A 14,110-nucleotide genomic window follows, 5' to 3' on the forward strand; every position below is an offset into this window, starting at 1 on the left:
TTTATAATGTAGCAACAAGGGATGGGCGTTTGTTTTTCTAAAAAACAGGCGCCTGTTTTTCTTCTTATCTATTTAATTACTATCTTTACTCCTTCAGAAAATCAACAGGATGAAACGAACGGCTTTATTATTCTTTTTGGCAGGGATGCTGATGCTTCCTGCGGCAGCTCAGGAGAAGGACAGTATAAAAGTGGAAGCTTTATTGCAGAAAGCGTCGGAATTACCCGCCGATAGTAGCAGAACAATGTTTTTTGCCCAACAGCTGTTGGGCGTACCTTATGTGGCGGGAACCTTGGATGAAGGCAAAGAGGAAAAACTGATAGTCCATTTGGACAAGGTGGATTGTACGACCTTTGTCGAAACGGTTTTAGCTTTGGCTTTAGCAGATAAAGAAAAGAAAAGGAACTTTGGCAGTTTTAAAAAGGCGTTGCAACATATTCGTTATAGGGGCGGAATATTGGATGGCTATCCATCACGTCTGCATTATTTCAGCGAGTGGATAAAAGATAATGAGCGGAAAGGCATTGTAAAGGAACGGACAGATGAGTTCAGTACTCAGCAAGAAGAACTTCATCTCAACTTTATGTCTACCCATCCCGATAGTTATAAGCAGTTGAAGGATAATCCTCATTTAGTAGCTGAGATAGTGAGGCAGGAACAGATGTTGAATGGGAATGTGGTTACTTATTTCCCGAAAGATCAATTGAGTTATCCTCCTTATAAGTTGAATATTAAGAACGGTGATATATTGGCAATCACAACGAACATTGCCGGGCTTGACGTGGTACATGTCGGTTTTGTTTGTTGGGTGGGTGATACCCTTCACTTATTGCATGCTTCCTCTGTGGCAAAGCAGGTTATTTTGGATCCGCAGCCGATGTACGACTATTCTAAGAATAAAAGGACTCATACAGGGGTGCGGATAATCTCCGTATTGTAAAGACAGAGCTAGGTGTTCTTCGTCTTCTTCTTTTCTTTGGGAGGAAAAGCGGGGACACATTTCATCAGATAAAGGATTTTCTTTTGCCTCTTAAACATATAATTGCTTGGCTTGCCGGAGTTAAACTTGCGGGGATTGGGCAGGCTGGCTGCTATCAAGGCACATTCGCCCGGAGTCAAGTTACCTGCCTTCTTATGAAAATGTTCCTTGGCGACGGCTTCTGCTCCATAGATTCCTTTTCCCATTTCGATGGAGTTGAGATAAACTTCCATAATTCTTTCCTTACTCCAACACAGTTCTATGAGGGTAGTGAAATACACTTCCAACCCTTTTCTCAGCCAAGAGGAGGCCGGCCATAAAAACACGTTCTTGGCAGTCTGTTGGCTGATAGTGCTTGCGCCGCGAGGACGTTTTCTGGTCTTGTTTTCCTCCATGGCCTTTTCTATTTCTTTAAAATCGAATCCATTATGTTCGGCAAACCGGTTGTCTTCCGAGGCGATGACAGCCATGGGCAGGTGTCGGGAAATCTTCTCTTTCGACACCCAAGTATGTTTCCATTTAATATCTTCGCCATGAATCACCTGCTGTGTGGTTCGGATGAACATTAGGGGAGTAAAATAAACGGGAATAAAACGCAAGGCTATGACTGACAGAATAGATGAGCCAAAGAATACAATCAATAGATTGCGGATAAATTTAAAAATCTTCTTTTTCTTCATGTTTGTGTAGCGGAAAAAAGTAAAATCACGCTTTCATCTACTCCTGTGAGTGGATTGAAAGCGTGATTTTGCCGTATAATTTATTTCAATGTACCGGCTTCTGCCTGCTGAATCATTTGCTGGCTGGCATACATGTATACTTCCACGCGACGGTTCTGTTGACGTCCTTCGGCAGTATCATTGTTTGCTATAGGATCAGCCTGGCCCATACCTTCAACCGATTTGATTTGAGAACTGCTGGCACCGCAACTCAACAAGTAACTAGCTACACTCTGTGCACGTTCTTGAGACAAATTGAGGTTCTTCTGGATGCTTTGCTCAGCAGTGCTGTTTCTCCAACCTTGGTTGTCGGTGTAACCATATATGGATACATCCATATCTCTGTTCTGGTTCAATACATTGTTGGCAAATTTGCTCAATGCAGATTTAGCCTGAGGACTTAAGGCAGCATTTCCGGTATTAAAGAGAATGCCCGAGTCGAAAGTCACTTTTACAGCCTGAAGGCCGTTGTTGTCGGTCACTTGCTCTACCTGGGCACCTTGAATTTGAGCAGCTTCGGCAGCCGCCTTATCCATTTTCTTACCAATCAAAACGCCGGCTCCCGTACCAACGGCAGCACCGATAGCAGCACCGATAGCGGCACCTTTACCGTGTCCGGCAATACCTCCGATAATAGCACCCAAGGCAGCACCGCCACCACCGCCGATTAATCCGCCTTTGGTTGTATTATTCATGTTACCACATCCACTGAATACTAATGTTGCACTCAGCAAAAAAGCAATAAATTTAGTCTTTCTCATAATCTCATTTGTTTTTAATTATATAATGACTTAATGCAAAAATTGTTCATTAATTAACCTGATAACTTAATGCCTTTTTCTTGATAGCCATAAACCATATCAGGCAAATAATCCCTTTCATTGTACTGGTAATGGTCACGCTCCACCAAATGCCCGGCAATCCCCATCCCCATGAAACAAACAGAAGTGCCATCGGGATGCGCAGATAATTGCAACTGACACTTATCACGGCAGGCGGCATGGTGCGCCCTATTCCGTAGAACACCCCCTGAATGGTGATTTCAAGCATCATAAATATTTGGGAGTATCCGTCAATGCGTAAAAATACACCGCCGGTCTCGTAGGCCGCTTTTTCTGGTACAAAGATAGAAAATATTTCATTACCATAGCATATAAAAATGAAGGTACAGAAGGTGCCGAAGATAAAAGTCATCCACAGTGTGGTGTGGTAGGCTTTCAGTACACGTGTTACTTGGCGTGCTGCGTAGTTTTGAGCTACAAAAGCACTGAGGGCAGTGGCAAAACCTTGTGAGGTGTTCCAGGTTATGGCTTCAATCTGTCCGCCTGTAGTGAGGGCCATCAGTCCCAAATGTCCACCTTGTTCGGAAGCGGTTCGTCCGAGAAACATATTGACGAATGCAAACAGGGTATTGAATGTTGCTACAGGGAGTCCTATCTTGATGATGCGTACTGCGTATTGTTTTTTAAGGCGCGTAAAGAAAATAAAGTTGTCCCACAGAATCTTTTTTTTCTTTAGTTCGTAGACAAAAAGAAAACATACGATGGCTTCTGCCAGCCATGTGGCAATGGCAGCGCCGGTAGTTCCCCATTCTAAACCAAAGATGAAGAGAGGGTCGAGTATAATATTAGTTATCAGGCCAATACCATTGATAGAAAAAGGAATCTTGCTTCTTCCTGCAGCATTGAATGTTCCGGTAAAAGCGGTGGACAGGAATACGAATGGTAATGCTGTAGATACAATGCGCAGATATTCTACTGCCATGTCTTCGATGTGTGGTTGCAGTTCGTAGATGCCGATGATAGGGCGTGCAAAGATAAACAGCAAGGCGCCCCAAAGCACGGAAATCAACAGTGCCAAAGTAATATTATTGGAAGCAAAACTGCGTGCGGCTTGTTCGTCCTGAGCACCGATTGCTTGTCCCACATTCACTTCGGCACCTACTTTATTGAGTAGGGCAATGGCAGTGGACATCCATGTGAGAATTCCTACGGAGCCCACTGCGGCAATGGCTTCGCTTCCCAATCTTCCTACCCATGCCATATCTGTCAGGCTATATGCCATTTGGATAAAAGAAGTAGCCATGATGGGCATTGCTAAAGTAAAAAGCTGGCGTAGAATGGGACCTTGAGTTAGATTCTTTGTTCCTTTCATCAGTCGTTAATGTAAAATGTGTGCAAAGGTATAAAAATAAAGGAGGATTTCCAGTAGAGATGAAAAACATTTAGGCTTTTTCAAAAAAGCCGGAAAGTGTTTCTTTAAAAAGACCTTGATGTTTTCTTTAAAGCTGGAAGAGCTTTGAAAAAAGACCTTGCTCTTTTGCGAGGAGGTTGTTGTACGACGTATCATCAGTTTAATACATTCTTCTATGTTTTACTGCAATTGCTTCGAACAGGCACCTCCTGCTCCTACGCTTGGCGATGTTAATGTATTACTTTTCCCTGTAGTTAAAAGAAATGAGGTTGTCCCATTTTGGACAACCTCATTTCTTTGATGGTAAATATAAGCGTTTTCCAGTTTTTAATAAGCAAAAATAGGATATTGCTTCATTGTTTCATTCACACGGGCGCGAACCTGTGCAATGACTTCCTCATTGTCCACGTTAGAAAGAACAGTTTCAATCATTTCGGCAATTTCAATCATTAAATCTTCTTTTGCACCACGAGTGGTAATGGCAGGAGTACCCAGACGGATGCCCGAAGTCTGGAATGCTGAACGGCTGTCGAACGGTACCATATTCTTGTTTACGGTGATATCTGCGGAAACCAATGCTTTCTCAGCCACTTTACCTGTTAGTTCAGGATATTTGCTGCGTAAGTCTACCAGCATGGAGTGGTTGTCGGTGCCACCGGATACAATGGTGAACCCACGATCTATCAAAGCCTGTGCCAATACCTTGGCATTCTTCTGCACTTGTTTTTGATATTCCTTATATTCGGGTTGTAAACATTCGCCAAAGGCAACGGCTTTGGCAGCGATAACGTGTTCCAACGGTCCGCCCTGAATGCCCGGGAATACGGCAGAGTCCAGCAGTTGTGACATCATTTTGATTTCACCCTTTGGAGTTTTCTTTCCCCATGGGTTAGGGAAGTCTTTGCCCATCATGATGACACCGCCACGAGGTCCGCGAAGTGTCTTGTGAGTGGTGGAAGTAACGATATGAGCATATTTTACAGGGTTGTCCAGCAGGCCTGCAGCGATGAGTCCGGCCGGATGTGCCATATCAATCATCAGGATGGCGCCCACTTTGTCGGCTATTTCACGCATGCGTTTGTAGTCCCATTCGCGAGAGTATGCAGAGCCGCCGCCGATAATCATTTTCGGTTTTTCACGCAATGCTACTTCTTCCATCTGGTCGTAGTCCACGCGTCCTGTTTCTTTGTTCAGATTGTATTCGCACGGAGTGTAGATAATGCCCGATGTATTCACCAGAGAACCATGTGACAGGTGACCGCCGTGAGCCAGATTCAATCCCATAAATTTATCACCCGGATTCAGGACTGCCAAGAAAACGGCAGCATTGGCCTGTGCACCGGAGTGAGGCTGGACATTGGCCCATTCTGCACCAAAGATTTGTTTCAGTCTGTCGATAGCGATTTGTTCGCTTTGGTCTACCACTTCACAACCACCGTAATAGCGTTTGCCCGGATAACCTTCGGCATACTTGTTGGTAAGGCAAGACCCCATAGCCTGCATTACTTGGTCACTGACAAAGTTTTCGGATGCAATCAGCTCGATACCTTTGAGCTGGCGTTGATGCTCTTTTTCGATGATATCGAAAATCAAATCGTCTCTTTTCATTTCTTTTTATAATAAGTTTATGTACGATATTCGATTTAGAGTTTACAAAGTTAAGAAATTTTAGATTAGGAGGAAATAAATTCGGGAAAATCTTTCGATACTGTGATAATTTAAAAAATAACTCCCAATGAGAAACTGAGCACGTTTTTATGACGGTTGATAACGATGCCTTTTTCGTGAGATATTTCTCCGTTGATGTTCTTTTCGTAAGTAATTTCTTTCGATATGTTAGTCAGGCCTATCTCGTAACGGAAATCGAAAAAGATATTAGAGATATTCACACCCAAACCAATGACACTGCTCATATTGATGGGGTGTAATTTCTCTTGGATATTGTCATGCCCAAAGTTGGAGAACTCTTCTTTCGTTTTCTTCTTCCAGATATATTCCAGTTTGGGACCGATGAAGAGTGCCATGCCGTATGGATGGCTTTTGACGAAACTGTATCCGTACAGCAGGGGGACTTCCAAAGAATGAATGGTGGAACGAATGGTGGCAAAATCGGGTGGGAAAGTTTCGTCATTTTGATTCTTGTTGAAGGTGATGTCTCCTTTGTTTACGTTATAAGTAAACTCAGGCTGAATGAAATGGCGTTTCATATTAAAACGGAAAAACAAGGCGGCAAAGTAGCCCACCTTGTAATTGTTTTGTATGTCTTCAAAACGTTGATTGTCCAGTTGCAGGCGGCTGGTGAAATACATGGAAGAGTTAAATCCTACCTTCAGACCTACATTGACTTTAGGTTCCGTTTGGGAGTTCTGCTTCTGTTCCTCTGCTTTCAGGGCGGATGTACAAAGAAGCAATATTGGTATGAACAGGAAATGCTTCTTCATCTATTCTTTTTTTCTACTGACCAGCCGAATTTTCCGATCTTGGTCCCCAAATCAAAATATCCGCCGTGAACATATACCAATGGGTTGCTCTCGGCCAGCTCGAACTTCCCTGTTTCTTTGTTAAGATATTTGTCGTCAGCCTTTACGTTCACTACATCTGCAATGAACATATCGTGCGAGCCCAGCGAAATGATTTCCTTCACACGGCATTCGATACAGAGGGGGGATTCTTCAATGATAGGTGCACTCACCATTTTAGCCTTTCCGGGGGTTAGCTTCATTTCCTGAAACTTATTATAGTCTCGTCCCGAGCGCACGCCGCACCAGTCGGTGGCAAAAGCCATATCCTTGGTGGTGAGATTGATGACAAACTCCATATTGTGCTTCAGTATGGGGTAAGAGTGGCGTTCGGGGCGTACGGATATATAACACATGGGTGGGTTGGTACATATTGTACCTGCCCACGCCACTGTAATGATATTATATTCTTCTTCCGTACTTCCACAACTCACCAGAACAGCCGGTAGCGGATAAATCATAGTTCCCGGTTTCCAGTCTTGTTTCATAATAACTTAATTGCTTCTTTGCTTTGTTCTTTTTCGCAATAGTGGCATTTCAAAATGCCGTGTTCCTTGTCGATAACATGGAACAGGGTTGCCATTGGTTCGTTATTGGTGATACATTTGGGGTTGGCACATTTCACGATGCCGCGTAACTCTTCGGGCATTAATACCTGTTTCTTTTCCACCACCTCGTAGTCACGGATAATATTCAGTTTCACGTTGGGGGCAACTACTGACAGACGGCTGATTTCTTCATCCGTAAAGAAGCGGTCGGCTACCTTAATGATACCCTTCTTGCCCAGTTTCTTGCTCTCGAAGTTGTTTCCGATAGTAATGTTAGAGTCGGAATTCTGCAATCCGAGCAGTGCAACTACGGTGAACAGCTTGTCGGAAGGTATATGGTCTATAACAGTTCCGTTCTTTAAAGCGGCAACTTGTAATTCTTGTTTGTTCTTTTCGCTCATAGTCTTTTCGTTTTTACTTATTACCATCTTCTATTACATCATCCAGTGTAATGCCCAATACATCGCAGAGGATGGCTTGTCGTGCGTACAGTCCGTTTTGTGCCTGCTGGAAATAATATGCTTTTGGATTTTCGTCCACGTCATAAGCAATTTCGTTTACGCGGGGCAGCGGGTGGAGGATACGCAGGTTGGGGCGGGTGTGTCTCAACATTTCATTCCTTAATATATATACGTCTTTCACGCGCTCATACTCCATCAAATCGGTGAAGCGTTCGCGCTGTACGCGTGTCATATACAGGATGTCGGCTTCGGCAATAGTGTCTTCGTCGAAGTCTGTATATTCTTTATACTTAATGCCGTGTTCGCGACAATATAGCTTATATTCTTCGGGCATCTTCAGCTCTTCGGGAGCAATAAAGTGGAAAGTCGGGTTGAAGTGGCGCATGGCCATCAATAGAGAGTGAACGGTTCGTCCATATTTCAGGTCGCCTACCAGATAGATATTCAGATTTTCGAGAGTGCCTTGTGTCTTGTATATGGAATAGAGGTCTAGCATGGTTTGTGAAGGATGCTGGTTGGCTCCGTCTCCGGCATTTACGATAGGCACCGGGGCAACTTCGCTGGCATAGCGTGCAGCTCCTTCCAGATAATGTCTCATTACGATGATGTCGGCATAGTTGCTTACCATCATAATCGTGTCTTTTAATGTTTCGCCTTTTGAAGAACTGGTAACTTTAGGGTCGGTGAACCCGATTACCCGTGCGCCCAGGCGGTTGGCTGCTGTTTCAAAACTGAGTCGTGTTCGGGTAGATGGCTCGAAAAAGAGGGTGGCTACCACCTTGCCGTCCAGTAATTTACGGTTAGGTTTCTTTTCAAACTCTTTTGCCATTTCCAACAAATAGAGAATCTTCTCTTTGGAGTGTTCGGCAATAGTGACTAAACTTCTATTTTCCATACCTATTTGTATTTATAATTACAATTATACGGAGCGTAAAGGTATGAAAAAAAAATAAAATGGCGAAGCTTCTAAAGATATTTAGTTGAACTTTGTTAGAAACGCCTTCTATCTCAAAGTTTTTCCTTACTTTTGCAGTGTAATTACTAGAAACAGACATGAGGAAGAAGTTTATTTATGTACTTTGGGCATTGGTAGCCTGTGTAATATTAGCTATAGCCTTCATTTTTACCGCAATAGCCAAGGGATGGATTGGTTATGTTCCCCCTATCGAGGAGTTGGAGAACCCGAACTTGAAGTTTGCAACCGAGATTATATCCGATGACGGCAAAATGCTGGGCACTTGGTCGCTCAGTAAGGAAAACCGTGTCTTTGTGGGGTATGATCAGTTGTCGCCTAATTTGATTCATGCCTTGATTGCCACCGAGGACGAACGTTTCTCTGAACACTCGGGCATTGATGCACGTGCGTTTATCCGCGCATTGGTGAAACGCGGTATTTTGATGCAGAAAAATGCGGGAGGCGGCAGCACCATTACACAGCAGTTGGCCAAGCAGTTTTATTCTCCTACGGCAGACAATGTGATGGAGCGTCTGTTGCAGAAGCCTATCGAGTGGGTGATTGCCGTGCAGTTGGAGCGTTATTATACCAAGGAAGAAATTCTGACCATGTATCTCAATAAGTTCGATTTCCTCAACAATGCTGTGGGAATCAAGACGGCTGCGAACACTTATTTCTCCAAAGAACCGAAAGACTTGAAAATAGAAGAGGCGGCAACGCTGGTGGGGATGTGTAAAAACCCTTCGTTGTATAATCCGAAACGTTTTAACGAGCGTGCCCGCGGCCGTCGGAATGTGGTGCTTGACCAGATGCGCAAAGCCGGCTATCTGAGTGACGCTGAAGCAGACTCATTGAAGAAATTACCGTTGGTGCTGAAGTATCGTCGTGTGGACCACAAGGAAGGATTGGCAACTTACTTCCGTGAATATCTGCGTGGCGTAATGACTGCTAAGGAGCCGAAGAAGAGTGAATATCGCGGTTGGCAGATGCAGAAATATTACGAGGACTCGTTGGCGTGGAAAAATAATCCGCTGTTTGGCTGGTGTGCCAAGAATAAGAAGAAAGACGGAACGAACTACAATATCTATACAGACGGACTGAAAATTTATACCACGCTCGACTCGCGTATGCAGCGCTATGCCGAAGAAGCTGTGAGCGAACATGTGGCTCAATATCTGCAACCGCGTTTCTTCAAAGAAAAGTCGAAGAAGAAAACGGCTCCGTTCACTCGAAATCTGACTCAGGAAGAGGTGAATGCCATCATGACCAGAGCCATGAAACAAACCGACCGTTACCGCATTATGAAAGAAGCCGGACATTCGGAAGCTGAAATCCGTAAGGCGTTTGATACGAAGTATGAGATGTCTGTATTCTCATACGAGGGAGAGAAAGATACTATTATGACACCGATGGATTCCATTAGGTATTACAAGCACTTCCTGCGTGCCGGATTCATGTCGATGGATCCTACTACCGGATATGTGAAAGCATATGTGGGCGGCCCTAATTATAACTATTTCCAGTATGATATGGCTATGACAGGACGTCGTCAGGTGGGGTCTACCATCAAGCCTTATCTATATACGCTGGCGATGGAAAATGGTTTTTCTCCCTGTGATGAAGTGCGCCATGTAGAACAAACGTTGATAGATGAAAACGGACGTCCCTGGACTCCGCGCAATGCCAATAAGAAACGCTATGGTGAAATGGTAACAATCAAATGGGGATTGGCCAATTCCGATAACTGGGTAACGGCATATCTGATGAGCAAGTTAAATCCTTACCAGTTGGTGCGTCTGATTCATTCATTTGGTGTGCTGAATAAGCAAATAGATCCGGTGGTGTCATTGAGCCTCGGCCCTTGCGAAATATCGGTAGGCGAGATGGTCAGTGCGTACACAGCATTTGCCAATAGAGGTATCCGTACGGCACCCTTGTTTGTCACTCGGATAGAGGATAATGAGGGAAATGTACTTGCCAACTTTACTCCTCAGATGGATGAAGTTATCAGTGAATCGAGTGCATATAAGATGTTGGTAATGCTGCGTGCCGTTATCAATGAAGGTACGGGTGGACGTGTTCGTCGTTTGTACGGCATTACTGCCGATATGGGCGGTAAGACGGGTACCACCAACAATAATTCCGACGGTTGGTTTATGGGCTTCACGCCTTCACTGGTTTCCGGTGTATGGGTGGGAGGTGAAGACCGCGATATTCATTTCGATACGATGGTCAACGGTCAGGGAGCTGCCATGGCGTTGCCGGTATGGGGGCTCTATATGCAGAAAGTATATAAGGATAAGAGCTTGGGGTACTCACAGGAGGAACATTTCAATATACCCGAAGATTTCGACCCTTGCAAGGATACACTGATGGACAGTTCTTCGAGCAGCGAAGACAATACCGGTCTGGATGCTATCTTTGAATAAATGATAAAGCCCGTGTGGATTGTGATAAAGCCCGCGGGCTTTCTTGTGCCTGCCCATATGGATATTTTCTTTTTCGCGACACACAGCCGAAGCTTGGTTTCAAAGGGAAAAAAGACGAGTCTTCTTTTGGAATATTCCTCGTAAATCCTTATATTTACGAGAAAGAAAACCTTAACCGAATGTGAGAGGAGGAGACGATGGATAAAAATATAACTCTGTATCAGATAACCAATGAGATGGCTGAGAAAGTCTTTCAGAAAATAGACCGTTTCAATAAGGGCCGCAGGGAAGATATGGGATATTATGCGATTAGCGTTTCCACTCCCTACCGTTCTTATTATGCCTTGTGGCGCATTTTCCCTGACAATAGTCATTCTCCCTTGTTTGTATGCACGCTGGCTGTCACTTTTGATGATGCTGCCGAGCGTGCGTTTTTGTATTTGCAGAACTGCAATATCATGTTGAAGGTGAAGGATAACAGTTTCTTTGAGCCTTATTACGGTTCTTCCGAAGACATTGTGGCTTTCGGCAAATACAGAGGCAAGCGGTTGGCGGAGGTGTATTACGTCGACCCTAATTACGTGTTATGGCTGGCGCATAAGTTTGAAGCGCGAAATCCCCGCGACAGAAAACTGGCTGTGATTGCCAAAGACTTTGCAGTGGTACATTATGACACTGTGATTAGAAAGCACCACTTGTCCGGCGGAAGCCGTTTTATAGGCGAGAAGGGGGAGAAACTGACCGATTTGCATTTGGAAGTGTTAGGGGTAAGACTGCAATTGGATGTCTACAAAACTCATGACTATTATGTGGATCAAAGTGTGTTGGCGGCAGATGCGGACGGCAATCGCTTTTCCTTTGTTATAAAAGCGGCAGCCCCCAGTCCGACGCCGGATACGCTGAACTGCTATACCAAGAAGATTAACCCAAAGGACACATTATATATTAAGTCGGCCAAGGTGCTGTCACATTATGAAAGCAGAGGAGTTAAATGTACCCGCATCGGTTATCTTAAGTTTAAATAGCCGGAAAATGATAACCAAACTTAATGCCGTCATTGCAAATATTGGGTTGGCTATGAATTCTTTTTGTAACTAAATACAGCCCAAGTGTTCAAGGTGGCCGCCATTATGAGCAGCGCTGTAAACTGTGCAGTCAGGTCGCCCCAACTGCTTCCCTTCAGATATACGGCTCTGGTGACTTGGATAAAATATTTTAAAGGGTTTAAGATGGTGATGGTTTGTGCCCATTGGGGCATACTGTTGATAGGTGTAAACAAACCACTCATCAGCATAATGATAATAAGGAAAAAAAACATCACAAACATGGCTTGCTGCATGGTCTGCGAATAGTTTGACACCACCAGTCCCATTCCTGATATAACAACGATGAACAATAGCGCAAAGAAATAGAGCAACCATAAAGGGCCTGCGGGCGAAAGACCATACACCACTCGTGCCAAAAGGATGCCTATGGTGAGGATAATAAGTCCGGCAATCCAGTAAGGAATGAGTTTGGCAAGAATAAAGGTAAACTTGCTCACCGGGGTAACGTTTATCTGTTCGATAGTGCCGAATTCTTTCTCGCTTACGATATTAAGTGCAGGGAGAAAGCCACAAAGCATCATCAGCAATTGAGCCATCAATGCGGGAACCATAAATATTTTATAGTCAAGGTGCGGATTGAATCGCCCCTGTGTATCTATCTCAATCTTAGGCTCAGAAATGATACTGTTGTCTGACGGTTTGATTTCGCCGGCATAATCATGGATGATGTTGCTAAGATATGAACTGCCCAGCCCTCCTTTGGTCCCATTCACGGTATTAGCGGATATGAGGACTCTGGCAGTTCCGCTTTTTAGTATATCCCGTTCAAAATGGGGCGGTATTTCGAGGATGATGTCGGCTTTCCCTTCTTCAATGCTTTCCATGGCTTCCTTATAGCTGTCGGACACATCCACTATCCGGAAATATTCCGAAGCTCCGGCTTTCTGAATCAGACGAGTGGAATAGGGACTATGGTCATTGTCTACTACACTTAGGTTTATGTTCTTTATCTCAAAATTAGCAGCCCAAGGGAGTACCAGCAAGATGATGCAGGGAAATACGAGAAGCATTCTGGGCAACATCGGGTTGCGGAGCATTTGTTTGAACTCTTTTTCTAATAAATATTTAATCATATCTCTTTGTTTGTTTTGAGCTTATTCTAAACGTTTATTGAATTTCTTCAGACTGATAATGACTAATATGACGGCCATCAAAGTCAGTACACTGATATTGTTCATGGTATAACTGATACTCAGGCCCTCTATCATAATCTTTTTTACACCGATGATATACCATTTGGCCGGAATGACATTAGAGATAATCTGTAGCGGCAGCGGCATATTCTCGACAGGAAATATCATGCCCGAAAGTAAGACTGTAGGCATCATCAGTACCATACCCGAGAACAGCATGGCTTCTACTTGTGTCTTGGCGATGGTGGATACCAGCAACCCTAATAATAAAGATACAATAATGAATATCCATGAAAGGAAAGCCAGCGAAAGCAGATTTCCTTCTACCGGGACATGAAGCACATATACAGACAGCAGCAGAATGGTTATCAGATTGATGCAGGACAGAAAAAAATAGGGCACCATTTTGGCGATAATCATCATTAGCGGGCGTACAGGTGAGACGAGAAGTACTTCCATCGTGCCTGTCTCTTTTTCGCGGACAATGGAGATGGAGGTCATCATGGCACATATCAGCATCAGAATCAATCCCATAACCCCGGGGACGAAGTTGTAGGCACTCTGCATGCCGGGGTTGTAAAGTAGCTTCACTTGAGGGATAATCTGTATGGAAATGGGATGTGCTGCCAGGCTTTGTTGATAGTCGGTAATGATGCTGGTGGCATATCCGGTCAGGATAGTGGCATTATTGGGATCGGTGGCATCGGCTATCAATTGTATTTTGGCTTGCCCCGTGTGGCGCAGGTTATTCTCAAAATTCGGTTCGAAGACGACTATAAGGTCGGCTTCTCCTCTTTTGAATGTTTCTTCGGTCTCGTTGCTGTTTTGTAATATCCGTCGAACATCGAAGTATTCACTGGCATCCAGTTTGTCGATAATCTGTCGGGTTGAAATATCTTTTGAATAATCCAATATTGCCACTTTTACATTCTTTACCTCGGTGGTGATGGCAAAGCCGAAGAGGATGATTTGCACGATAGGCATCCCCAGCAGTATGAGCATCGTCCGGCGGTCGCGGAAGATGTGATGGAATTCTTTCTGTACAAAAGATAAAAATTGCTTCATAAT

Annotated in this window: 13 protein-coding genes; 3 read left to right on the forward strand and 10 right to left on the reverse strand. The window is 44.1% G+C overall.

Going from position 1 to position 14,110, the window contains the following annotated elements; genetic code table 11:
- Positions 1-109: 109 nt before the first annotated feature.
- Complete coding sequence (locus IR173_RS09105; RefSeq protein WP_237039337.1) at positions 110-940, forward strand: N-acetylmuramoyl-L-alanine amidase-like domain-containing protein; 831 nt, start codon at positions 110-112, stop codon at positions 938-940.
- Positions 941-948: 8 nt separating this feature from the next.
- Here IR173_RS09105 and mtgA read toward each other — a convergent pair whose 3' ends face one another.
- The 8 genes from mtgA to pyrB all read right to left on the reverse strand — a co-directional run bounded on the left by mtgA (position 949) and on the right by pyrB (position 8,314).
- Positions 949-1,659 carry a monofunctional biosynthetic peptidoglycan transglycosylase gene (gene mtgA / locus IR173_RS09110; RefSeq protein ID WP_237039338.1) on the reverse strand — a complete coding sequence of 237 codons (711 nt, stop codon included), beginning with the start codon at positions 1,657-1,659 and terminating at the stop codon, positions 949-951.
- An 80-nt stretch (positions 1,660-1,739) separates the two neighbouring features.
- Positions 1,740-2,459, reverse strand: a complete 720-nt coding sequence (locus tag IR173_RS09115; RefSeq protein ID WP_237039339.1) for an OmpA family protein — start codon at positions 2,457-2,459, stop codon at positions 1,740-1,742.
- Positions 2,460-2,508: 49 nt separating this feature from the next.
- Positions 2,509-3,852, reverse strand: coding sequence for an MATE family efflux transporter (locus IR173_RS09120; protein WP_237039340.1), 1,344 nt, complete (start codon positions 3,850-3,852; stop codon positions 2,509-2,511).
- Positions 3,853-4,218: 366 nt separating this feature from the next.
- On the reverse strand, positions 4,219-5,499 hold the full coding sequence (glyA, locus tag IR173_RS09125) for a serine hydroxymethyltransferase (RefSeq protein WP_237039341.1): 1,281 nt from the start codon (positions 5,497-5,499) through the stop codon (positions 4,219-4,221).
- 110 nt (positions 5,500-5,609) lie between these two features.
- Positions 5,610-6,332: a porin family protein gene (locus tag IR173_RS09130; RefSeq protein WP_237039342.1), complete on the reverse strand. Its 723-nt coding sequence runs from the start codon at positions 6,330-6,332 to the stop codon at positions 5,610-5,612.
- Positions 6,329-6,898, reverse strand: coding sequence for a flavin reductase family protein (locus IR173_RS09135; protein ID WP_237039343.1), 570 nt, complete (start codon positions 6,896-6,898; stop codon positions 6,329-6,331). Before IR173_RS09135 ends, IR173_RS09130 begins: the two co-directional genes overlap by 4 nt.
- A complete protein-coding gene (pyrI, locus tag IR173_RS09140; RefSeq protein WP_005938833.1) occupies positions 6,895-7,359 on the reverse strand; it encodes an aspartate carbamoyltransferase regulatory subunit in 465 nt (154 codons plus the stop codon). The genes IR173_RS09135 and pyrI overlap by 4 nt, the downstream gene beginning before the upstream one ends.
- Before the next feature lie 13 nt (positions 7,360-7,372).
- Complete coding sequence (pyrB, locus tag IR173_RS09145; protein WP_237039344.1) at positions 7,373-8,314, reverse strand: aspartate carbamoyltransferase; 942 nt, start codon at positions 8,312-8,314, stop codon at positions 7,373-7,375.
- 158 nt (positions 8,315-8,472) lie between these two features.
- Between pyrB and IR173_RS09150 the strand changes: the two genes are divergently transcribed.
- Positions 8,473-10,803, forward strand: coding sequence for a transglycosylase domain-containing protein (locus tag IR173_RS09150; RefSeq protein WP_237039345.1), 2,331 nt, complete (start codon positions 8,473-8,475; stop codon positions 10,801-10,803).
- Between the two features lie 197 nt (positions 10,804-11,000).
- Positions 11,001-11,828: an exodeoxyribonuclease X C-terminal domain-containing protein gene (locus tag IR173_RS09155; protein WP_237039346.1), complete on the forward strand. Its 828-nt coding sequence runs from the start codon at positions 11,001-11,003 to the stop codon at positions 11,826-11,828.
- Between the two features lie 50 nt (positions 11,829-11,878).
- Here the strand turns inward: IR173_RS09155 and IR173_RS09160 are convergent, their stop codons facing one another.
- A complete protein-coding gene (locus IR173_RS09160; protein WP_237039347.1) occupies positions 11,879-12,982 on the reverse strand; it encodes an ABC transporter permease in 1,104 nt (367 codons plus the stop codon).
- A 21-nt stretch (positions 12,983-13,003) separates the two neighbouring features.
- The gene (locus IR173_RS09165; RefSeq protein WP_237039348.1) at positions 13,004-14,107 is read right to left on the reverse strand and encodes an ABC transporter permease; all 1,104 of its coding nucleotides are present in this window, start codon (positions 14,105-14,107) and stop codon (positions 13,004-13,006) included.
- Positions 14,108-14,110 lie beyond the last annotated feature (3 nt).

Source organism: Phocaeicola faecalis, assembly GCF_021730445.1.
GTDB classification, from domain to species: domain Bacteria; phylum Bacteroidota; class Bacteroidia; order Bacteroidales; family Bacteroidaceae; genus Phocaeicola; species Phocaeicola faecalis.

What these genes read in the sequence shown, in the direction of transcription:
- IR173_RS09105 (WP_237039337.1), top strand. Translation starts at nt 110, where the DNA reads ATGAAACGAACGGCTTTATTATTCTTTTTGGCAGGGATGCTGATGCTT.
- mtgA (WP_237039338.1), bottom strand. Translation starts at nt 1,659, where the DNA reads ATGAAGAAAAAGAAGATTTTTAAATTTATCCGCAATCTATTGATTGTA.
- IR173_RS09115 (WP_237039339.1), bottom strand. Translation starts at nt 2,459, where the DNA reads ATGAGAAAGACTAAATTTATTGCTTTTTTGCTGAGTGCAACATTAGTA.
- IR173_RS09120 (WP_237039340.1), bottom strand. Translation starts at nt 3,852, where the DNA reads ATGAAAGGAACAAAGAATCTAACTCAAGGTCCCATTCTACGCCAGCTT.
- glyA (WP_237039341.1), bottom strand. Translation starts at nt 5,499, where the DNA reads ATGAAAAGAGACGATTTGATTTTCGATATCATCGAAAAAGAGCATCAA.
- IR173_RS09130 (WP_237039342.1), bottom strand. Translation starts at nt 6,332, where the DNA reads ATGAAGAAGCATTTCCTGTTCATACCAATATTGCTTCTTTGTACATCC.
- IR173_RS09135 (WP_237039343.1), bottom strand. Translation starts at nt 6,898, where the DNA reads ATGAAACAAGACTGGAAACCGGGAACTATGATTTATCCGCTACCGGCT.
- pyrI (WP_005938833.1), bottom strand. Translation starts at nt 7,359, where the DNA reads ATGAGCGAAAAGAACAAACAAGAATTACAAGTTGCCGCTTTAAAGAAC.
- pyrB (WP_237039344.1), bottom strand. Translation starts at nt 8,314, where the DNA reads ATGGAAAATAGAAGTTTAGTCACTATTGCCGAACACTCCAAAGAGAAG.
- IR173_RS09150 (WP_237039345.1), top strand. Translation starts at nt 8,473, where the DNA reads ATGAGGAAGAAGTTTATTTATGTACTTTGGGCATTGGTAGCCTGTGTA.
- IR173_RS09155 (WP_237039346.1), top strand. Translation starts at nt 11,001, where the DNA reads ATGGATAAAAATATAACTCTGTATCAGATAACCAATGAGATGGCTGAG.
- IR173_RS09160 (WP_237039347.1), bottom strand. Translation starts at nt 12,982, where the DNA reads ATGATTAAATATTTATTAGAAAAAGAGTTCAAACAAATGCTCCGCAAC.
- IR173_RS09165 (WP_237039348.1), bottom strand. Translation starts at nt 14,107, where the DNA reads ATGAAGCAATTTTTATCTTTTGTACAGAAAGAATTCCATCACATCTTC.